The following is an 18,886-nucleotide window of genomic DNA, read 5'->3' on the forward strand; positions in this document are numbered from 1 at the left end:
CGGGCCCCAGGCCGCGGCCATGCAGCTGCGGGAGGTCGCCTTCGGCGCCGCCCGGGCCGCCGCCGTACGCGCCGCCGCCCGGCTGCGCGTCGCCGACGCGCTGGGGGAGCAGCCCACCTCCATCGGCGAACTCGCCGCCACGGTGGACGCCGAACCCGACCCGCTGCGCCGTCTGCTGCGCGCCCTGGCCTGCTGCGGGATCTTCGCCGAGACCGACGACGGCCGCTTCGTCCACACCGACATGTCCCGTCTGCTGCGCGAGGACGCCCCGCGCAGCCTGCGGTACATCTCCCTGTGGTGCACCGAGCCCTGGACCTGGGAGGCCTGGCCGCGGCTCGACCGGGCGGTGCGCACCGGCGGCATCGTCTTCGACGACCTCTACGGCAAGGACTTCTTCACGTATCTCCACGAGGACGCCCCCGAGTCGGCCGAGATCTTCGACCGGGCGATGACCACCTCCAGCCGCCAGTCCGCGGCCGAGGTCGCGGCCTTCGTCGACCTCGACGGCATCAAGGAGGTCGCCGACATCGGCGGCGGCCAGGGCCATGTGCTGGCCAGCCTCCTGGAGAAGCGCCCCGACCTGCGCGGCACCCTGCTGGACCTGCCGCAGGTGGTGGCGGGCGCGGATCCGCGGCTGCGGGACGGCGGCGCGCTGGCGGAGCGGGCCACGCTGGTGCCGGGCGACTGCCGCCGGGAGATCCCGGTCCGGGCCGACCTGTACATCATCAAGAACATCCTGGAATGGAACGACGAGAACACCCGCCGCACGCTCGCCAATGTGGTCGCGGCCGCGCGGCCGGGCGCCCGGGTCCTCGTCATCGAGAACCTCATCGACAACAGCCGCTCCTCGTTCACCACGGCCATGGACCTGTTCCTGCTGCTCAACGTGGGCGGCCGCAAGCACACCACGGACAGCCTGGTGGCGCGGATGACCGAGGCCGGGCTGAACGTCACCGAGAGCCGTCCCGTCAACTCGTACCTGCACGCCATCGACAGCACGGTGCCCGGCTAGCCGCCGGGGTAACGCGACGAAGGTGCCCGCGTCCCGCGGGCACCTTCGTGGTTTCGGTGTGTGTTGTACGGGCGGGGCTCAGGCCCATCGGAACGAGGTGAGGTGGGCGAACGCCACCACGTTCGCCGTGTAGTCCTTCGCGGTGTGGTCGTAGGCACCGCCACAGGTGATCACGCGCAGCTGGGCGTCGTTGGTGTCCCCGTAGACCTGCTGGTCCGGGAAGTCCTTCTTCTTGTACGTCTGCACCTTGTCGACGACGAACGTGGCGAGGATGCCGTCGTCACGGGTGACGGTCACCTTGTTGCCCGCCTTCAGGGTGTTGAGCATGGAGAACACCGCGGGGCCGGTCTTGGTGTCCACGTGCCCGGCCACGATGGCGTTGCCGCGCTCACCGGGGGAGGGACCGGCCTTGTACCAGCCGACGAGGTTGCTGTCGGTGTCGGGCGGCGGGATCAGGGTTCCCTGGCGGTTGAGCGACAGTGCGGTGAACGGGGCGCTCACACCGATCGAGGGGATGTCCAGCCGGTTCGGGGTCGACCGCGGCAGCGCGGGCCCGGGCCGGGACGCGGGCTTGGCCGCCGGCGCCTGCGAGTCGGACCCCTCCGGGGGCACCTCCGCCGTCTCCGGCTGCGAATCCGCCTCGGACGCGGGGGCCGCGGGCGGGGCCGGTGTCACCGAGGAGGACTGGGAGGACGCGTCGACCGAGTTGTAGATCAGGAAGACACCGATGAGAGACGCCGCCGCGGCCCATCGGAGGGTGCGGGTGTTGCTGTCAGTACCGCCCTGCTTGTCCTGTCTGCCCATGCGGGTGTTCGCCTTTCTCACAGCGCCCGTCCGTGGCGCTGCCGTGGCACCTCCGCCGAAGCGAGCGGTGGTGCCACGGCAGCACGGGGTGAATCAGTAGCGTCAGGCTCAGATCGCGGTGCCGGACGGCTTGCGGCGGCGCAGGGCGTACGCGCCGGCGCCGAGACCACCGAGGAGCAGAACCGAACCGGCGGCCATGCCGCTGCCCGTGGTGGCCATGCCGCCACCACCGGTGTGGACACCGCCCTTCGGCTTCTCGTGGCTCTTCCAGGACCCGCCGTCCCAGTCGCCCTTCTTGCCCGACCAGTCGTCGTGGTGACGCGGGTCCTCGTCCTTGCCCTTGCTGGGGTCGCTGGACCAGTCGTGCTCCCGCGGGTCCTCGTCCTTGCCCTTGCTGGGGTCGCTGGACCAGTCGTGGTGCTCGCGGGGGTCCTCGTCCTTGCCCTTCGGCTCTTCCTTGCCGTGCTCTTCCTTCGGCTCCTTGTCCTTGTCCTTCCAGGAGCTGCCGCTCTGACCGTAGCCGTCCTCGGAGGACTCCTGGCTGCTCGAGTACCCGCCGTGACCGCCCGGGTCCGAGACGTCGGCAGCGAACGCGGCGGCGGGGGCGCCCAGGGTCAGGGTGGCGGCAATCGCCGCCCCGGCGAAGAGTGCGCGAGTAGATCGCATGAGTCATTCCTTCCGGCACCGGCGCGATGACTGACTATTTGCCAGACAAAGGGATCGCGTCGGCGTCTTAACCACCGTCAGCGAAGAGTGGCCCGGCTGCCACCCGACGCGGCCAGCAAATCGGACGGATGTAAGCCCTCCGAGTGGAGTTCTGACGTTTGATCACTCTTTTGCCGCGCGAACGGGCTGATGGTTAATCATCTGATTGGCCGACAGGCTTTTCGGCGGGTCCATCGGATGGCTTCCCCAAAAACGCCGGAACCGGCTTCCGCGTATGCGGCAGCCGGTTCGAAAACAGCCCGTTCGAAGAGTGCGCCCGACGGCGGGCCGGGCCCTCGCCCGGCCCGTCCACTAGCACTCCCAGCGGTAGAACTCCCTCGCCATGGCGTCCTTCGGCTCGCGCCAGGTCGCCGGGTCGTAGGCCTGGACGTACGCCGAGAGGCGTTCGCTGATGGCGCGGAACTCCGGGTGGCCGGCCACCCGCGCGACTTCGGGTCCCGGCGGCTTGTCGGCCTCGATCAGATGCAGATACACATCGCCGAACTGGAAGAGACTCCGACCCCGTACGCCAATGAGATGCGGCAGTTCGCCATTGCGGTCCGACTCGTCGAATACGGCGGCTATGTTCTGCGCCGCATTCTCCTTCATCCGGGCCACGATCAGTTCGCGGTGCATTTCCTCACGCCTCCACCCGCGCGCGGGCGCGCTGCTCGATCTTGTCCCGGATCAGCTCCATCTGGATTTTGGAGTTTCGGTTGATGTGCTCGGTCATTCCGGCGTCGTCGACCGGTGCGTCCGGCTTCATCTCGAAGTCCTGGGTCCAGCGCATGCGGGTGCCCTCGGGCTGCTCCTCGTACTCCCAGCGGATGTTCATGAAGGCGAACGGTCCGGTCTCCACCCGGCGCGCCCAGACGGTCCGCACGTCGCGGGCCGTCTCGCGCTCGGAGACCCAGCTCCAGACCTTGCCGTTCTCGTCGGGGTGCATGGTCAGCCGGAAGGTGACGGTGTCACCGTTCCGCTGGAGTACCTCGACCGACGCGTACTCGCTGAACAGGTTCGGCCAGTTCTCCAGGTCGTTGGTCATGTCCCAGACGAGGTCCAGGGGCGCCTTGATGAGGATCTCGTTGTCGGTGTGGCCGGTCATCTCATGCTCCCGTGGTGAGTGAGGTGTTGATGACGTCGAGGAAGTCGCCGGGCGTCTTGGCGCTCTCGGCGCCGGGCTCGATGGGGGTGCCGTACTGGTTCTCCAGCTCGCCGACGATCGCGAGCAGGCCGAGCGAGTCCAGCCCGTACTCCTCGAACGTGGAGTCCGGCCGGGTGCGCATCAGCTCCGGGTCGACGGTCAGTCCGGCGCAGCGCTTCATGAGCGAGGCCAGGTCGCCGTAGGACAGTTGACTGGACATCACATATCTCCTTCCGGGCCGCGGAGCACGAGCGCCGCGTTGCAACCCATGAGCCCCCGGCTCAGTACCAGCGCGGTCCGCGCCCCGCAGGCGCGGGAGGTGCCGGTGACGAGGTCGAGGTCATGGCATACGTCGGTGACGTACGGGGTGGGCGGGACGACGCGGTGTTCCATGGCGAGCACCGCGGACGCCACGTCCAGGACCGGAGCCGCGCAGTACGCCCGGCCGAAACCGGTCTTGGGGGCGGTCACCGGCACCCGGGTGCCGTGGGCGCCGAGCGCGTCGGCGATCGCCAGGGCCTCGGCGCGGTCCGCCTCCGGGGTGCCGAGGGCGTCCGCGAACACCACGTCGATCTCCTCCGGGGCGCATCCGGCCTCGGCCAGCGCGACGCGGATGGCCTGCGCGAGCCCCTCCCGGGACCGCTCCCACATCGACGGACCGGTGAAGGTGGCGCCGTGGCCGAGGATCCGCCCGCGGACGCGCGCCCCGCGGCGCAGCGCCGCGCCCTCCTCCTCGACGATCAGCATCGCCCCGCCCTCGCCCGGCGCGAAGCCGCAGGCGTCGGCGGTGAACGGCAGATAGGCCCGGCCCGCGTCCCGGGCCAGGCTCATCTCCTCGTACCCCAGCTGACAGACCACCGAGTACGGGGCGAGCGGCGCCTCGGCGGCGCCCACCACGATCGCGTCCGCCCCGTGCCGGATCGATCGGCAGGCGTGCGCGAGCGCGTCCAGGCCGCCCGCCTCGTCGTTCGCGACCACCCCGCACGGGCCCTTGAACCCGCCGCGGATGGAGATCTGGCCGGTGCTGGCTGCGTAGAACCAGGCGATGGACTGGTACGGGCCCACATAGCGCGGCCCCTTGCCCCACAGCTGCTGGAGCTCGCGCTGGCCGAACTCGCCGCCGCCGGAGCCGGACGCGGTCACCACGCCCACCGCGTACGGCGACATGTCCTTGCGCGGCAGCCTCGCGTCGTCCAGCGCCAGCTCGGCCGCGGTCATCGCGAAGTGGGTGAAGCGGTCGGTCTGGACGAGATACCGCTCTTCGACCACCGACCCCGGTTCGAAGCCGCGGACCTGGCCCGCGACCCGCAGCGGGAAGTCCTCGCAGCCCTCGCGGGTGAGCCGGTCGAGGAAGGTGATCCCCTCCCGTACGCCCTTCCAGAAGGCGTCCGTCCCCACGCCGTTGGGCGCCACGATCCCCATTCCGGTGATCGCGGCGCCCCGGATGTGCTTCTTGGCCTTGCTGGTCGTCTCTGCGGTCGCGTTCATGACGCACCCCCATGACTGAGCACGACCGCGGACTGGAAGCCGCCGAACCCGCTGCCCACCGAGAGCACATGGCGCAGCGGCAGGGAGCGGGCGGTGCGCGGCACATAGTCCAGATCGCACTCGGGGTCGGGATTCTCGTAGTTGGCCGTGGGCGGCACCACGCCGTGCGCGAGGGCCAGGGTGCAGGCCACGATCTCGATGGCCCCGATGGCGCCCAGCGAATGCCCCACCATGGATTTGATCGAACTCATCGGCGTCCGGTACGCGTGATCGCCCAGCGAGCGCTTGACGGCGGCCGTCTCGTGGCGGTCGTTCTGCTGGGTGCCGGAGCCGTGCGCGTTGACGTAGTCGATGTCGGAGCTGTTGATCCGGGCGTGGCCCAGGGCGTGGTCGATGGCCTCGGACATCTCCAGGCCCTCCCGGGTCAGCCCGGTCATGTGGTACGCGTTCCCGTAGGTGGCGAATCCCCTGATCTCGCAGTAGATCCGGGCGCCCCGGGCGCGCGCGTGCTCCAGCTCCTCCAGGATCAGCACGGCGGCACCCTCGCCCAGCACGAAGCCGTCGCGGCGCGCGTCGAAGGGCCGCGACGCGTGCTCGGGGTCGTCGTTGTTGGCCGAGGTCGCCTTGATCGCGTCGAAACAGGCCACCGTGATGGGGGAGATGGGGGAGTCCGCCGCGCCCGCGACGCACACGTCGGCCCGGTTCTCCTCGATCGCCTGGAACCCGTACCCGATCGCGTCCAGACCCGAGGTGCAGCCCGTCGAGACGGTCTGCACCGGCCCCTGCGCCCCGATCAGCTCCGCCACCCCGGAGGCCAGCGCGCTGGGCGAGAACGCCCGGTGCAGATGCGGCCCGGCCCGCCGGTGGTCCACGTTCCACGACTCGCCCTTGTTGCTGACCTCGACGTAGTCGTGCTCCAGCCGGGTGGTGCCGCCGACCGCGGTGCCCAGCGACACGCCCGTACGCCACTGCTCGCCGCCGGTCTCCAGACCCGCGTCCCGCACCGCCTCCTGGGAGGCCGCCAGCGCGAACTGCACGTACCGGTCGGAGCGTTCGACCTGCTCCGTGGTCAGCCCGGCGGCCACCGGATCGAAGTCGCATTCGGCGGCGATCCGCGAACGGAAGCCCGCGGGGTCGAAGAGCGTGATGCCGCGCGTCGCCGTACGCCCGGCGGTGAGCATGTCCCAGAAGGCCGGAACACCCACGCCCCCCGGTGCGACCACGCCGAGCCCGGTGATCGCCACCCGTCGCGTCACGATGACGCCTCGGCAGGTTCGGTGGCCTCCGTGTCCACGTGCCCCAGCTCGGGACGGGGAGCCAGCGGGCCCAGATGGAAGACCATCCGGGCCTCGGTGTCGCCGACGTTGCGGAAGCGGTGCCGCATGTCGCGGGGGATCAGCAGGCCCTGGTCGGGGCGCAGTTGGTGCGCGGCCCCGTCCAGGTCCACCTCCAGGTCGCCGCAGACGACGAACACGAACTCCTCGGAGTACGGGTGGTAGTGCTCACCGATGCGCTCACCCGGTTGCATGAGGGCCAGGCCCATGAAGCCGCTGGTGGCGCCCACCGTGCTCGGGGTGAGCATGGCGCGCAGATCGCCGCCGCGCCGCGTGTTGTGAGCGACGTCGGCGAGGTCGACGATGTGGGGGGACTGCGTGGTCATGATCGGTGCCTCCGGACATGGAACGTGACATGGGGGACGTAAAGGGCGTGAAAGCCGTAAAGAAGGGGGGGAACCTCAGTAGTCCGCCGCCCGGCGGTCGGTGACCGGCTCCATGTCGCAGTCCGCGAGGAAGCGCCGCAGCCCGTCCTCGTGGGACAGATCCCGGTCCGGACCGCACTCGACGAGACGGCTCAGCACGGCCGCGGCACGCTTGCCGCCGACACCGACCGCCAGGGCGGGGTCCTGGTCCAGCGGCGCCCTCATGTCGACCATCCGGACGACGACGTCCTCGTGCTGGAAGATCGTGCTGCTCACCAGGGGCGTCGTACCGCCGTTCATCGCCAGTTCGTCCTGGCGGGCCAGCAGCCGGGACACGGCCGTGCCGGACCCCTCCCGCACCGGGTACCACAGGGCGTGCCGCCGCAGCGGCCCCGCGGGCGCGTCACCGTCTCTCCCGTTGACCGCCGTCAGGTGGTGCACCACCGGAAGCGCGGCCCGGTGGAAGAACTCCCGCGCCGCATCAGGGTCGTCCAGGTCGCGCGGCTCCTCCAGATGCGGGTTGACGGCCGCCTCCACCGCACGCACCTCGGGCTGCATGGAGACGTGGCGCAGCGCCGCCACCAGGTCGCCCTTGACCTCGACGGTCCGGACCACGCGGTTGCCGGTCATGAACAGCGACGTCCGGCACAGCCGGGTGGTGTCGTCCACCCGCGTCTCCACGGGCGCGTAGTCGGCCAGGATCGCCGCCACGTCCTTCTCGGCACCGGGCTTCACCGTGAACGTCAGGCCGTGCCGGACCAGCCCGTCGCCGATCCGCGGCGCCGCCTGGAGCCGGCCCCGGGCCGCCGTCGTCCCCCGGCCCCGCTTGTCGGTCTCCCGCAGGATGCCGAAGCGCAGCGACCGGGTGTCCTCCACGCAGCCGTGCATGGGCTTGACCATCTCCCGGTGCGCCTCGCTGTCCACCCAGGCCAGGAAGGGCGGGGCGCTCTCCCACTCGCTGGTGATCAGCCACTTGGAAGGGTCCTCGATCGACTGGCACAACTGGTCGCTGAGGTGCCCCGGAACCGAGGCCACCTGCTGGCACAGCTCGTCATACGCGCGCAGAAAACGCTCCTCGGCACCGCTGCGCACATCCAGCAGCAGCACCACGCGCAGCCGCGAATCGGCGAGTGAGGACTGCGAGGACCGCGTGGTCGTGGATGGTGTCGTGGTGGGCTGTGGAGTCTGGGGCAGGGTGCTCATATTCCGCTCCTCCTAGGGGGATGCGTCCTTCCTTGGATGCGCCGCCCGTCAGACCGATCGTGGGGCGCTCCCACGTATGGCGCGAGATTTGTGAGCCATCTGAGGGAACGCCTGGTCAGAGCCCCGAACGGGCCTGGAAACACCGGGCATAGCAGCAAGATGAATCGTCTTGCCGAGACTGCTGAACGCGTCCCCGTCCTCATCGCGGGCGGCTCCCTGGTGGGCCTGTCCGCCTCACTGTTCCTGGGCCGTCTGGAGATCGGCCACCTGCTCGTCGAGAAGCACCCGCGGACCTCCCACCACCCGCGCGGGCGCGGGAACAACATCCGCACGATGGAGCTGTACCGCACCGCCGGAGTGGAGTCCGCGATCCGTGAGGCGGCCGCCGTCCTGGCCGACAACCACGGCATCATGCAGACCCCGTCGCTCGCCGGAGACGAGCACAACTGGCTCTTCCGGGACATCGACCCCGGCGGCAAGGCCGCCCGCATCAGCCCCTCCGCCTGGTGTCTGTGCAGCCAGAACGACCTCGAACCCGTCCTCCTCAAAGCCGCCCAGGACCTCGGCGGCGACCTCCGCTTCGGCACCGAGCTGCTCTCCTTCGAGCAGGACGCCGACGGGGTCACCGCCGTCCTCCTGGACCGCCGCACCGAGGCCCGCTCCACCGTCCGTGCCGACTACCTCATCGCCGCCGACGGCCCCCGCAGCCCGGTCCGCGAGGCGCTCGGCATCGGCCAGAGCGGACACGGCGAGCTGTTCCACAACGTGTCCATCACCTTCCGCGCCAAGCGGCTCGCCGACGTGGTCGGCGACCGCCGCTTCATCGCGTGCTACCTCACCAACCCCGAGGCCGACGGCGCGCTCCTGCCCGTCGACAACCAGGAGCAGTGGGTCTTCCACGCCCCCTGGCACCCCGAGCGCGGCGAAACCCTGGAGGAGTTCACCGACGAACGCTGCGCCCAGCACATCCGCACCGCCGTCGGCATCCCCGACCTCGAGGTCGAGATCACCGGAAAGGCGCCGTGGCACGCGGCCGAGCGGGTGGCCGACACCTACGGCTCCGGCCGCGTCTTCCTCGCCGGGGACTCCGCCCACGAGATGTCCCCCACCGGCGCCTTCGGCTCCAACACCGGCATCCAGGACGCCCACAACCTCGCCTGGAAGCTCGCCGCCGTCCTCGGTGGCTGGGCCGGTCCCGGCCTTCTGGAGACCTACGGCACCGAACGGCAACCGGTCGCCCAGGCCACCAGCGCCCGGGCCGCCTCCCGCTCGGCCGAGCACAGCCACCCCGGCTACTCCGCCCCGCCCACCGCGGGCCCGCAGAGCAACGTCATGGCCGTCGCCATGGGCTACCGCTACGTGAACGGCGCGGTCCTCGGCGCCAACCCGGCCGCCCCCGCCGTACCCGACCGCTTCGAGATCTCCGCCGAACCCGGTAGCCGCGCCCCCCACATGTGGGTCCACCGCTGCGGGGTCCGGCTCTCCACCCTCGACCTGTACGAGCGCACCTGCGTACTGCTCACCGGCCCGGGCGGCGCCGCCTGGCACGAGGCGGGCCGCCGCGCCGCCGACGCCCTCGGCGTCCCCCTCGACTGCTACCGCGTCGGCACCGAACCGGACCACGAACTGGCCCCCGAGCCGGGCACCGACTGGGCCGAACTCCACGGCACCGCCCCGGACGGCGCGGTCCTGGTCCGCCCCGACGGCTTCGTCGCCTGGCGCGCGGAACGCTCCGCGTCCGACCCGTACGCGCTGCTGACGGAGGTGTTGCGGGAGGTTCTGAGCCTGGGCAACTGAACGCTGCACCTAACCCGCGCCGTGGCGCCGCACCACGCGGCGCCACACGCCCGGGGCCACGCTGACGGCCACCGTCAGCAGCACGGCCGCCACCACCCCCTCCCACGGCTCGCGGAACAGCGAGCCGCCGAGCAGGCCGATCAGCTGGTACGTCCCGGCCCAGGCCAGCGCCGCCGGGGCCGCGCCGCGGGCGAACCTCCGCAGCGGCCAGCGGGCCAGCAGACAGGCCAGCATCACCGGGATCCGGCCCGCCGGGACCAGCCGGGACAGGACCAGCACCGCCACCCCGTGGTCGGTGAGCTTCGTCCGCGCCTGGTCCAGCCGCTCCGGCGCGGCGTGGTCGTGGATGCGCTCCAGCCACCGCGAGCCGTTCTTGGACCGCACCCCGCGCCGCCCCAGCCAGTACAGCGCGAGGTCCCCGAGGAACGCGGCCAGCGCGGCGACGCAGAACACGAACAGCAGCGAGAACGGCGAGGACTGGTGGACCGCGACCACGGCCGCCGAGCTGACCACCGCCCCGGTCGGCACCACCGGCACCAGCGACCCCAGCACCACCAGCAGGAACAGCGACGGATAGCCCACCGCCTGCTGGGTGGACTCGGCCGGCAGGCGCGCCAGTTCACCTATCACCTGGCGGGCTCCAGCCGCACGCACTCCCCGTGCCGCAGCCGGTGCACCGACGCGTCGGGCGCCAGCCGCCCCGCGTGGCGGACGAAGTCGTCGCCCGGCGCGTGGAATTCATGCGGCCGCACGGCGTCCAGGCCGATCGGCCAGTACGTCCCGTAGTGCACCGGCACCGCGCTGCGCGCCCCCAGCCGGGCCAGCGCCTCGGCCGCGCGGCCCGCGTCGAGGTGGCCGTGGCCCAGGTACGGGCCCCAGCCGCCGACCGGCAGCAGCGCCACGTCGCACGGGCCGACCGCGTCCGCCATCGCGTCGAACAGCCCGGTGTCGCCCGCGAAGTACGTCGTCGCCTCGCCGTGCAGCACGTACCCGAGCGCGGGCGCCCGGTGCGGCCCGAACGGCAGGCGGCGGCCGTCGTGGGCGGCGGGCACGGCCCGGATCCGTACGTCGCCGGCCGCCACCTCATCGCCCGGCCGCACCTCGGTGACCCGCAGATCGCCCGCCGCGGCCACCCGCCGCAGCCCCGGCACGGCCCGCCCGGCGCCGTACGGCACGATCAACCGGGTGCCGGGCCACAGCCGGGCCAGCGAGCCGAGGTGCAGATGGTCGGCGTGCAGGTGGGAGACGAGCGCGACGTCCGCCACCGCCGCGTCCGGCGGCGGCACGGGTCCGCGGCGGCGGTGCAGATGGGCCAGCCGCCGTACGAAGAGGGGGTCGGTCAGCACCCGTACGCCGGAGTCCCGCACGGTCGCGGTGGCATGCCCCCACCAGGTGATCTCCACCGACACGCGGTGCCTCCCGTCGCGCACGTACCACACCGTCGGGTCCGATCCTCTCACTCCGGCGGCCCTCGTTTGCAGCCACTCGGTGCAGGGTATGCATGAGTCATGCATGGCTCGGACACGGAAACCGACACCCGCACCGACACCGAACCCGACATCGAGCGCGTGGCGAACCTGCTGGGCGCCGCGGCGCTGGCCGTCACGGACGACCTGCTCACCGCCCCGGCCGCCGCCTCCCGCCTCAGTATGAGCGCGGCCGCCGCCCTGATCGTCCTGCACGCCGACCCCGGCGTGAGCGTGACCGAGCTGGGCCGCCGGGTCGGCCTCACCCAGTCCGCCGCGGTGCGGATGGTCGACGGTCTTGAGCGGTCCGGCCTGGTCGAGCGGCGGCGTACGGTGGGCAACTGGACCGGCGTCCACCCCACCTCCCACGGGCGGCGCACCGCCGAACACCTGCTGACCGCCCGCACCTCCCACCTCGCCGGGGTGCTGCACGGCCTGGACCGTACCGAGGTGCGCGATCTCGGCCGGCTGCTGGCCAAGCTGCTCGACGGCCTCTACCAGGGCTGCGGCGCGGCCGACCGGATGTGCCGCATGTGCGACCGCGACGCCTGCACCCACCAGGGCGCCCCCTGCCCGGTCGGCGCCGCGGACCGGGCGGCGGCCGCCGAGCGCGAGGCCGCGGCCCCCGGGGAGTGAGCCCGCGATGGGTGAATTGCTCGCCCTCACCTCCGCGCTGTGCTTCGGCACCACCCACTTCCTCAGCGGCCTGGTCTCCCGCCGCCACCACGGCGTGACGGTCGCCGCCTGCGCCCAGGCGGGCGGTACGGCGGTGAGCCTGGTCCCCGTACTCCTCACCCACGCCGCCCCCGCCCCGCCCTCGGCCCTGGCGTGGGGCGCCCTGTCGGGGGTGGGCACGGGGGTGGGGGTGGCCTGTCTGTACCGGGCGATGAACACCGGCCCGATGAGCGTGGTCGTCCCGGTCAGCGACATCACGGCCGTCGGTGTCCCGGTGGCCGCCGGGATCGCCCTCCTGGGCGACCGCCCCTCACCCCCGGCCCTGACCGGCATCGCCCTGGCGCTCCCGGCCCTCTGGCTGATCTCCCGAGACGGCACCGGCCGCTCGTGCGGTGCTCACCACACCGCGTCCCTCGCCACCGCCCTCGTCGCGGGGCTCGGCCTCGCCGTGCACTTCTTCGCGCTCGCCCGCGTCCCCGCCGACGCCGGGTGGTGGCCGGTGGCGGTCAGCCGCGCGCTGTCGGTGGCCGTCATCCTGGCGCTGCTCCCGGCGGTCGGCGCGTCCGTGCGGCTGCCCGGGCGGGCCGCCGCCACGGCGGCCGTCGCGGGAGCGCTCGGCACGCTCGCCACCGTCCTCTATCTGCTGGCCACCCGGCAGGAGCTGCTGTCCGTCGCCGTCGTACTCTCCGCGCTCTACCCGGCGGTGCCGGTGCTGCTGGCGCTGACCGTGCTGCGGGAGCGGATCACCCGGCTCCAGGCGGCCGGGCTGCTGGCCGCGGGGGCGGCCCTCGCGCTCATCGCCCTCGGCTGACGGCCGCCGCTGACGGCCCTCCGTCCGGCACTCACCCCAGGACCAGCACCAGCTCGCCGATCTCCCGCCCCCGCGCGGCGGCAAGAACATCGAGGACGTCGTAGGCGGCGCCGAGTTGATGATCAATGCCGGGTACGCCCACGACCCAGTCCGCCTCATCGGTTACCCGGCCAACCAGAAGCGCCCGCTGGAACCGTCAGCCGGCCGGCCGCGGTGTCCTGGGCAAGGCCGAGACATGGCAGCATGCTGAGGTCATGGCCGGTGGCTACTTCACCGACGGCAATCCCGGAACTTGGGACTACTCCGACCTGATCGTGCGCTTGGAGCGACGGCGAACTGACCTTGTACCGCGGTGCCGGGGAGGATGCCGACAACTTTGACAAGGAGATTCGTCTCACCGCTCCCAACGGCACCTGGACGCAGGCCGAGACCATTGCGGCGGGCGACTTCACCGGCGCCGACCGCGACGACCTCATCGTCCGCTGGAGCGACGGCGAGCTGACGCTCTATCCCGACGTTGACGAGAAGGGGTTTCACGGCGAGGTCCAGGTCAAGAAGCCCAACCGGCTCTGGACGCACGCCACCATCCTGGGCGCCGGCGACTACACGGAGAACCACTACCCGGACGACTTCCTGGTGCGGTGGTCCGGCGGTGAGGTCTCCATGTACCCGGATGCCGACGAGACCGGCCTGAACCGCGAGATCACGCTGGTGTACCCGCCCGCGTAAGGCCTCTTACCTCCAAGAGAAGGGCTTTTCCCCGTCGGGTGAGAGCCCTCTCTCATCGATCGCTCTCATCACATCCGGGATGGCTTCTGCTTGCTGAAGAGCCAGACGTCGAAGAGCTCAGTCAGGTTCTTCCCGGACTTGTCCTCACACAGTGCGATGAACTGCCGGGTGTCAGCGTTGCCGTGCCGGTGTTGTCGGGTCCAGGAGCGGAGAATGTCGAAGAAGGTCTCGTCGCCGACGGCCTCCCGCACCTTGTGTACGACCATGGCGCCGCGTCCGTAGACGGGCGGGTCGGAGACGCGCCCTCCGCTGGGCGGATCGGCCGGAGGGAAGGCCCAGATTCCCTCGCTCTCGGTATCCGTGCCGTCGTAGAAGTCGGAAAAGACTTCGTTGGTGTTCCTGTCGCCCTGCTCCTCCTCCCAAAGCCACTCCGCGTAAGTGGCCAGGCCCTCGCTGAGCCACATGTCCTTCCACTTGCGCGGGGTGACGGAGTTGCCGAACCACTGGTGCGCCAGCTCGTGCACAAGCAGCGCCTCGTCCGGCGCCTCGCCGAAGTAGGGCTTGGTCTGGGTCTCCAGGGCGTAGTCGAGCTCGGGCAGGTGGTCGACGATGGCGCCGGTTGAGGAGAAGGGGTAGGGGCCGAAGCGTTCGCTTGCCCAGCCGACGATCTCGGGCACCAAAACTTTGACGTCGGCAGCGCCTTCGGACTCGTCGGGGTCGATGGCGACGTAGACGGGCAGGTCGTCGTCGGTCCAGACCTTGTCAATCTCGAAGTAGCCGACGGAGATGTGGGCGAGGTAGCTGGCCATGGGCTCTTCGGTGCGCCAGTGCCGGGTCACCGTCTCACCCTTGTCCTCCTCGGTGGTCAGCTTGCCGTTGCTGACCACGTCGTAGGGGGCGCCGTCCTTGTCTTTGGGCACAGTGATCGCGATGTCGTACGTGGCTTTGTCCGAGGGGTGATGGTTGCCCGGGAACCAGGTCGTGGAGCCGGTCGGCTGGCCCAGGGCCGTCGAGCCGTCATCGGTCTCGATCCAGCCTTCCAGGTCTCCGTCGCCGCTCTCACGCATGCGGGGGGTGCCGTCGTAGGTGACGACCGTCTTGAAGATCGTGCCGTCCTTGACCGTCTTCGCCGGTGTTACCAGCAACTCGTCCTTGTCGCGGTGGAGTTGCGCTTTGACGCCCTGCACCGTGGCGGTGTGCACTCGCAGTCCTGACAGGTCGAGGTTGAAGCGGCTCAGACCTTGGGTGGCCCGCGCTGTGATGACTGCCGTGCCCTTCAGACGGTTGGTCTCCGGCACGTAATCCAGCGTCAGCCCGTAATGCGCCACATCGTAGCCACCATTGCCGAGCGCGGGAAACAGCCGGTCACCCACTCCGGCCGTACCAGGCTTCGGACCACCGTTCCCCGGTGGTGCGGAGCCGGTGCAGGACGTGGTCATGGCCAGGAGGAGTGCTGTGGCCGGAGCCCAGCCCAGGCGACCCAAGGCCGCCGACCGAGGCCGATAGCCCCTCACTGTATGAGGCTTCATCCGTGTCTCCCATCGATCGCAGGATCGCGAGACGTCAGAAAGCCAGCAGTGTCGCTCGGTTGCCTCAATAGGAGTAAAATTCTCTTTACGGTCAGCCTGGCTCGGGTTCTACCGCCTCACCGGACCCAGGACCAGCACCAGCTCGCCGATCTCCCGCCCCCGCGCCGCCGCGAACGCCCGCTCCTCCCGGGTCACCCGGAACCCGCACTTCTCCAGCACCCGCAGCGAGCCCGCGTTGTCCGCGGCGACCCGGGCGTACAGCGGGCGCAACGGCACCTCCTCCAGGAACACGGCCAGCGCGCGGGTGGCGATCCCCTTGCCCCAGTGCTCGCGCCCGATCCAGTAGCCGACGGACGGATCGCCGTACTGCTCGAAACCCAGCACGTTCCCGGCGACCCGCCCGTCGTACAGCACCGTCCGCTTGACCACGGTGTCATCGCCGAGAATCCGGTCCCACCGCTCGTCGAAAGCTCCCCGGTCGTCCGGGTCCTCGGCGGTGAAGGCCGCCATCCGGTTGGCCTCCGCGTCCCGGTGGTAGTCGAAGAAGACCGCGAGGTCGTCCCGGTTCACCGCACGCAGTCGCACCCTGGGTCCGCTCATGCCCTCAGTCTGCACCGGGAAAATGCTCGCGCGGGTCGTCATGACCAGAAGGCCGCTCCGGTCTTTACTTATGACTCATGTCGAGCAACGAGTCCAGCAATGCGCGGTCCGAAGCGTGGAAGACGGCGCTGACCACGCTGCAGACAGCGAAGCCGCCGTTCGTCCCGGAGGGGGCGGACGTGATGACCGTCCTCGTCGAATATCCCCCGGGTGACCCGGGCACCCCTCCGCACCGGCATTCCGGACCCGCGTTCGGATACATGCTCGAAGGGGAGATGCTCTTCGAACTCGAAGGTGAGCCGGAGCGGGTGATCCGGGCCGGGGAGACGTTCTGGGAGCCGGGCGGCGACGTCATTCACTATCAGGACGGGAACAACCGAACGGATTCCTGGAGCCGTTTTCTCGTGACCATGATGTGCGCGCCGGGCCAACCCATGCTGACCCTGGTGGACGACGAGGAACTGGCCCAGCGCGCGGACCGACGCGCTTCGCGGAAAGGAAGGTGACCATGAAGATCGCAGTTCTCGGCGGGACCGGCCTCATCGGATCGAAGGTCGTGCAGAACCTGACGGCGGGCGGCCACGAGGTCGTGCCCTGCTCGCCCTCCACGGGGGTCGACATCATCACCGGAAAGGGCCTGGAAGAGGCGCTTGCCGGTGCCGACGTCGTGGTCAACCTGACGAATTCCCCGACCTTTGACGACGCCTCTGCGGCGTTCTTCCAGACCTCGATGGACAACCTCCTGGCCGCCGCCGGTAAGGGCGGGGTGCGGCACGTCGTCATTCTGTCCATCGTCGGCGCGGAATTGGTGCCCGAGCTCGCCTACTACCGGGCCAAGGTCCTCCAGGAAGACATCCTCAAGGCCGGGCCGGTCCCGTATTCGATCGTCCGCGCCACCCAGTTCATGGAGTTCATCGACGCGGTCCTGTCCTGGACCACCGACGGTGACACCGTCCGCCTCCCCGCCACCCCGATCCAGCCGATCGCCGCGCAGGACGTCGCCGACGCCGTCGCCGAAGTCGCCGTCGGCACCCCGCTCAACAGCACCCGCGACATCGGCGGGCCCGACGTCTTCACCCTCGACGAACTCGGCCGGGTCACCCTGGACGCGCGCTCCGACAGCCGCACCGTCGTCCTCGACGACACCGCGGGCATGTTCGCCGCCGTGCGCGGCGACGTCCTCACCACCAAGGGCGACGCCCGCCTCGCTCCCACCCACTACATCGACTGGCTGTCCTGAGCCGGTCCTTCCCCGGCGGCCACGAACGCGTCGATGGCGGCGAACGTGGCCTCCGGTGCCTCCCGCCAGGGGAGGTGGCCCGCGTCCGGGATCACCTCGAAGCGGGCGTCCGGGATGGCGGCGGCGTACGCGCGGCCGAAGTCGGGGGTGACCACGGCGTCGTTCTCGCCCCACACCGCCAGCGTGGGCACCGTGACGCGGCCGAGGCGGTGCAGCAGCTTAGGGTCGGCCAGTGCCGGGCCGGTGTAGGCCAGCATGGTGCGGATGGCTTCCGGGGACGGGCCCGGGCGCGGGCCATCGGGGCCGTCAGGTGCCTGGCCGGGCTCCTGACCGGGCGCCTGGTTGGGCATCCGCACCGGGTGCCCGGGGACCTCCGGGCCGATGGCCCCCACCAGCACCAGCCGCCCGATGCGGCGGCCCCGGTCGCGTACGGCCATCTCGGCGGCGAGCCAGCCGCCGAAGGAGCTGCCGAGGACCAGGACGTCGTGCAGGTGGAGGTCGTCCAGCAGGTCCAGATAGGTCTCCACGAGGCCGTCGACTCCGGCGAACCAGTCGGGCCGAGGCGTGTCGTCCCAGCCCGGGTGGGTGGGGGCCAGCACCCGGCGGGTGGGCGCGAAGCGGTCCGTGATCGCAGTCATGCTCGCCGGACCGGCGCCGCCGTGCAGCAGCAGGACGGGGCGCCCCTCGCCCACGTCCGTCAGGGTCACCGGGAGGCCGGGGTAGGGCTGGAGCAGGTGAGGGGTGGTGGGGTGGGTGGTCATCGGGCGTCGTCTCCTGATGCGTACGAGGTGAAGCGGTCCCGCGCGAGGCGCAGGCCGTCGGGGCGGAGGAACTCGTCGAGATGGGCGGCCGAGAGGGCGGCCTCGGTCGCGCTGCGCGGGAAGAGGGCCGTTTCGTAGGCGGTCAGCGCCGTCTCCACGTCGTCGTGGGTGGCGATGGCCCGGGCGAGTTCGGCACCGTCGAGCATGGCGAGGTTGGCGCCCGCACCGGCGAAGGGGGACATCAGGTGGGCGGCGTCGCCCAGGAGGGTGACGCCGGGCACCCGCTCCCAGCGGTGTCCGACGGGCAGGGCGTAGATCGGCCGCGGTACGAGGGGGCCGTCGCTGTCGGCGATCAGCGCACGCAGCCCGTCGTCCCAGTCGGGGAAGAGGTCCAGGACGCGCTTCGTGGCGACAGCCTCCGTATCGGCCCACGCCTCCGGGACCTTGACGGTGCTGTAGACGCGGATGCGGTCCCCGCCGATGCGCTGCGCGATCACCCCCTTCTCGTCCCCGAGGGCGAACATCGTGCCGTGGCCGACGAGTTCGGCGAGGGCGCGGTGCCGGGTGCCGACGTCCTCCAGTTGTCCGTCCATCAAGGTCACCCCGGAGTAGACCGGCCGCGCGTCGGACAGCAGCGGCCGGATCCTCGACCACGCCCCGTCGGCGCCCACGAGGAGATCCGCTTCCACGGTCTCGCCGTCGGCAAGGGTGAGCGCAGGACGTCCCGCTGGAGAGACGGTGGCCGAACGTACCTTGTGCCCCCAGCGGACCGTCCCCCTCGGCAGCGAGTCCAGCAGCAGCCCGCGCAGCGCGTACCGGTCGATCTCGGGGCGGTCGCCGCCGCCCTCCGGAGCGGGCTCGTGGAGCAGGGTGGATCCGTCCTTGGCGAGCAGGATCAGCTCGCCGCCCTCGGGGCGGCTGAGCTCCCGGAAGTCGTCGAGCAGCCCGCCGGCACTCAGTGCGCGCCGGCCGGAGTCCTCGTCCAGGTCCAGCGTGCCGCCCTGGTCGCGGGTGGTCGGTGACGCGTCCCGTTCGTAGACGGTCGAGGCGATGCCGTGGGTGTGCAGGACGCGCGCCAGCGTCAGCCCGCCCAGCCCTCCTCCGACGATCGCGATGCTGGTGGGTGCGGTGGACATACGTCGCCTCCGGACAAGCGGTGAATCCCTGTCGTGCCGGACGCGAGGAGAGTAGATGGACGAACATGTTCGTGGCAAACGCGTTCG

22 protein-coding genes are annotated in these 18,886 nt (G+C 71.1%); 7 read left to right on the plus strand and 15 right to left on the minus strand.

Annotated features, from left to right (window positions below):
- The first annotated feature begins 19 nt into the window (after nucleotides 1–19).
- Nucleotides 20–1,012 (plus strand): methyltransferase, encoded by a 993-nt coding sequence (locus tag EEJ42_RS17945; protein WP_123100957.1) that lies wholly within the window; start codon nucleotides 20–22, stop codon nucleotides 1,010–1,012.
- 78 nt (nucleotides 1,013–1,090) lie between these two features.
- On the opposite strand, the gene EEJ42_RS17950 is transcribed toward EEJ42_RS17945, so the two are convergent.
- From EEJ42_RS17950 to EEJ42_RS17990, 9 genes are all read right to left on the minus strand, one after another.
- Nucleotides 1,091–1,816 (minus strand): class F sortase, encoded by a 726-nt coding sequence (locus EEJ42_RS17950; protein WP_246096870.1) that lies wholly within the window; start codon nucleotides 1,814–1,816, stop codon nucleotides 1,091–1,093.
- Between the two features lie 108 nt (nucleotides 1,817–1,924).
- Nucleotides 1,925–2,482, minus strand: a complete 558-nt coding sequence (locus EEJ42_RS17955; RefSeq protein ID WP_123100935.1) for a hypothetical protein — start codon at nucleotides 2,480–2,482, stop codon at nucleotides 1,925–1,927.
- Nucleotides 2,483–2,833: 351 nt separating this feature from the next.
- A complete protein-coding gene (locus tag EEJ42_RS17960) occupies nucleotides 2,834–3,157 on the minus strand; it encodes a TcmI family type II polyketide cyclase (RefSeq protein ID WP_009714127.1) in 324 nt (107 codons plus the stop codon).
- A gap of 4 nt (nucleotides 3,158–3,161) precedes the next feature.
- Complete coding sequence (locus tag EEJ42_RS17965) at nucleotides 3,162–3,626, minus strand: SRPBCC family protein (RefSeq protein ID WP_123100936.1); 465 nt, start codon at nucleotides 3,624–3,626, stop codon at nucleotides 3,162–3,164.
- A 1-nt stretch (nucleotide 3,627) separates the two neighbouring features.
- Nucleotides 3,628–3,885: an acyl carrier protein gene (locus EEJ42_RS17970; protein WP_123100937.1), complete on the minus strand. Its 258-nt coding sequence runs from the start codon at nucleotides 3,883–3,885 to the stop codon at nucleotides 3,628–3,630.
- Complete coding sequence (locus EEJ42_RS17975) at nucleotides 3,885–5,153, minus strand: ketosynthase chain-length factor (RefSeq protein WP_123100938.1); 1,269 nt, start codon at nucleotides 5,151–5,153, stop codon at nucleotides 3,885–3,887. Before EEJ42_RS17975 ends, EEJ42_RS17970 begins: the two co-directional genes overlap by 1 nt.
- A complete protein-coding gene (locus tag EEJ42_RS17980; protein ID WP_123100939.1) occupies nucleotides 5,150–6,409 on the minus strand; it encodes a beta-ketoacyl-[acyl-carrier-protein] synthase family protein in 1,260 nt (419 codons plus the stop codon). Before EEJ42_RS17980 ends, EEJ42_RS17975 begins: the two co-directional genes overlap by 4 nt.
- On the minus strand, nucleotides 6,406–6,813 hold the full coding sequence (locus EEJ42_RS17985) for a cupin domain-containing protein (protein WP_123100940.1): 408 nt from the start codon (nucleotides 6,811–6,813) through the stop codon (nucleotides 6,406–6,408). The genes EEJ42_RS17980 and EEJ42_RS17985 overlap by 4 nt, the downstream gene beginning before the upstream one ends.
- A gap of 75 nt (nucleotides 6,814–6,888) precedes the next feature.
- Entirely contained in the window at nucleotides 6,889–8,055 is a 1,167-nt protein-coding gene (locus EEJ42_RS17990; protein WP_123100941.1) for a SchA/CurD-like domain-containing protein, read from the minus strand.
- Between the two features lie 159 nt (nucleotides 8,056–8,214).
- On the opposite strand from EEJ42_RS17990, the gene EEJ42_RS17995 reads away from it, so the two are divergent.
- The gene (locus tag EEJ42_RS17995; RefSeq protein WP_123100942.1) at nucleotides 8,215–9,852 is read left to right on the plus strand and encodes an FAD-dependent oxidoreductase; all 1,638 of its coding nucleotides are present in this window, start codon (nucleotides 8,215–8,217) and stop codon (nucleotides 9,850–9,852) included.
- Nucleotides 9,853–9,861: 9 nt separating this feature from the next.
- Here EEJ42_RS17995 and EEJ42_RS18000 read toward each other — a convergent pair whose 3' ends face one another.
- Nucleotides 9,862–10,482, minus strand: coding sequence for a DedA family protein (locus tag EEJ42_RS18000; protein WP_123100943.1), 621 nt, complete (start codon nucleotides 10,480–10,482; stop codon nucleotides 9,862–9,864).
- Nucleotides 10,479–11,261 (minus strand): MBL fold metallo-hydrolase, encoded by a 783-nt coding sequence (locus tag EEJ42_RS18005; protein WP_123100959.1) that lies wholly within the window; start codon nucleotides 11,259–11,261, stop codon nucleotides 10,479–10,481. The genes EEJ42_RS18000 and EEJ42_RS18005 overlap by 4 nt, the downstream gene beginning before the upstream one ends.
- Before the next feature lie 99 nt (nucleotides 11,262–11,360).
- Here EEJ42_RS18005 and EEJ42_RS18010 point away from each other — a divergent pair, with 99 nt between their 5' ends.
- The 3 genes from EEJ42_RS18010 to EEJ42_RS18020 all read left to right on the plus strand — a co-directional run bounded on the left by EEJ42_RS18010 (nucleotide 11,361) and on the right by EEJ42_RS18020 (nucleotide 13,533).
- The gene (locus EEJ42_RS18010) at nucleotides 11,361–11,954 is read left to right on the plus strand and encodes a MarR family winged helix-turn-helix transcriptional regulator (RefSeq protein WP_123100944.1); all 594 of its coding nucleotides are present in this window, start codon (nucleotides 11,361–11,363) and stop codon (nucleotides 11,952–11,954) included.
- A 7-nt stretch (nucleotides 11,955–11,961) separates the two neighbouring features.
- Entirely contained in the window at nucleotides 11,962–12,804 is an 843-nt protein-coding gene (locus EEJ42_RS18015; RefSeq protein WP_123100945.1) for an EamA family transporter, read from the plus strand.
- A gap of 342 nt (nucleotides 12,805–13,146) precedes the next feature.
- The gene (locus EEJ42_RS18020; protein WP_123100946.1) at nucleotides 13,147–13,533 is read left to right on the plus strand and encodes a hypothetical protein; all 387 of its coding nucleotides are present in this window, start codon (nucleotides 13,147–13,149) and stop codon (nucleotides 13,531–13,533) included.
- A gap of 68 nt (nucleotides 13,534–13,601) precedes the next feature.
- On the opposite strand, the gene EEJ42_RS18025 is transcribed toward EEJ42_RS18020, so the two are convergent.
- Nucleotides 13,602–14,972, minus strand: a complete 1,371-nt coding sequence (locus tag EEJ42_RS18025) for a M1 family metallopeptidase (protein ID WP_425472922.1) — start codon at nucleotides 14,970–14,972, stop codon at nucleotides 13,602–13,604.
- A 198-nt stretch (nucleotides 14,973–15,170) separates the two neighbouring features.
- On the minus strand, nucleotides 15,171–15,662 hold the full coding sequence (locus EEJ42_RS18030; RefSeq protein WP_123100960.1) for a GNAT family N-acetyltransferase: 492 nt from the start codon (nucleotides 15,660–15,662) through the stop codon (nucleotides 15,171–15,173).
- 77 nt (nucleotides 15,663–15,739) lie between these two features.
- Here EEJ42_RS18030 and EEJ42_RS18035 point away from each other — a divergent pair, with 77 nt between their 5' ends.
- Complete coding sequence (locus tag EEJ42_RS18035; protein ID WP_123100948.1) at nucleotides 15,740–16,168, plus strand: cupin domain-containing protein; 429 nt, start codon at nucleotides 15,740–15,742, stop codon at nucleotides 16,166–16,168.
- A gap of 2 nt (nucleotides 16,169–16,170) precedes the next feature.
- Nucleotides 16,171–16,902, plus strand: a complete 732-nt coding sequence (locus EEJ42_RS18040) for an SDR family oxidoreductase (RefSeq protein ID WP_123100949.1) — start codon at nucleotides 16,171–16,173, stop codon at nucleotides 16,900–16,902.
- Here the strand turns inward: EEJ42_RS18040 and EEJ42_RS18045 are convergent.
- Both EEJ42_RS18045 and EEJ42_RS18050 read right to left on the minus strand, forming a co-directional pair.
- Entirely contained in the window at nucleotides 16,881–17,663 is a 783-nt protein-coding gene (locus EEJ42_RS18045) for an alpha/beta fold hydrolase (RefSeq protein WP_123100950.1), read from the minus strand. The two genes, EEJ42_RS18040 and EEJ42_RS18045, sit on opposite strands and share 22 nt — an antisense overlap.
- Nucleotides 17,660–18,799 (minus strand): FAD-dependent oxidoreductase, encoded by a 1,140-nt coding sequence (locus EEJ42_RS18050; protein WP_123100951.1) that lies wholly within the window; start codon nucleotides 18,797–18,799, stop codon nucleotides 17,660–17,662. Before EEJ42_RS18050 ends, EEJ42_RS18045 begins: the two co-directional genes overlap by 4 nt.
- Between the last annotated feature and the right edge of the window lie 87 nt (nucleotides 18,800–18,886).

Source organism: Streptomyces botrytidirepellens (assembly GCF_003721215.1).
In the GTDB taxonomy this organism is placed as follows: Bacteria; Actinomycetota; Actinomycetes; order Streptomycetales; family Streptomycetaceae; genus Streptomyces; species Streptomyces himastatinicus.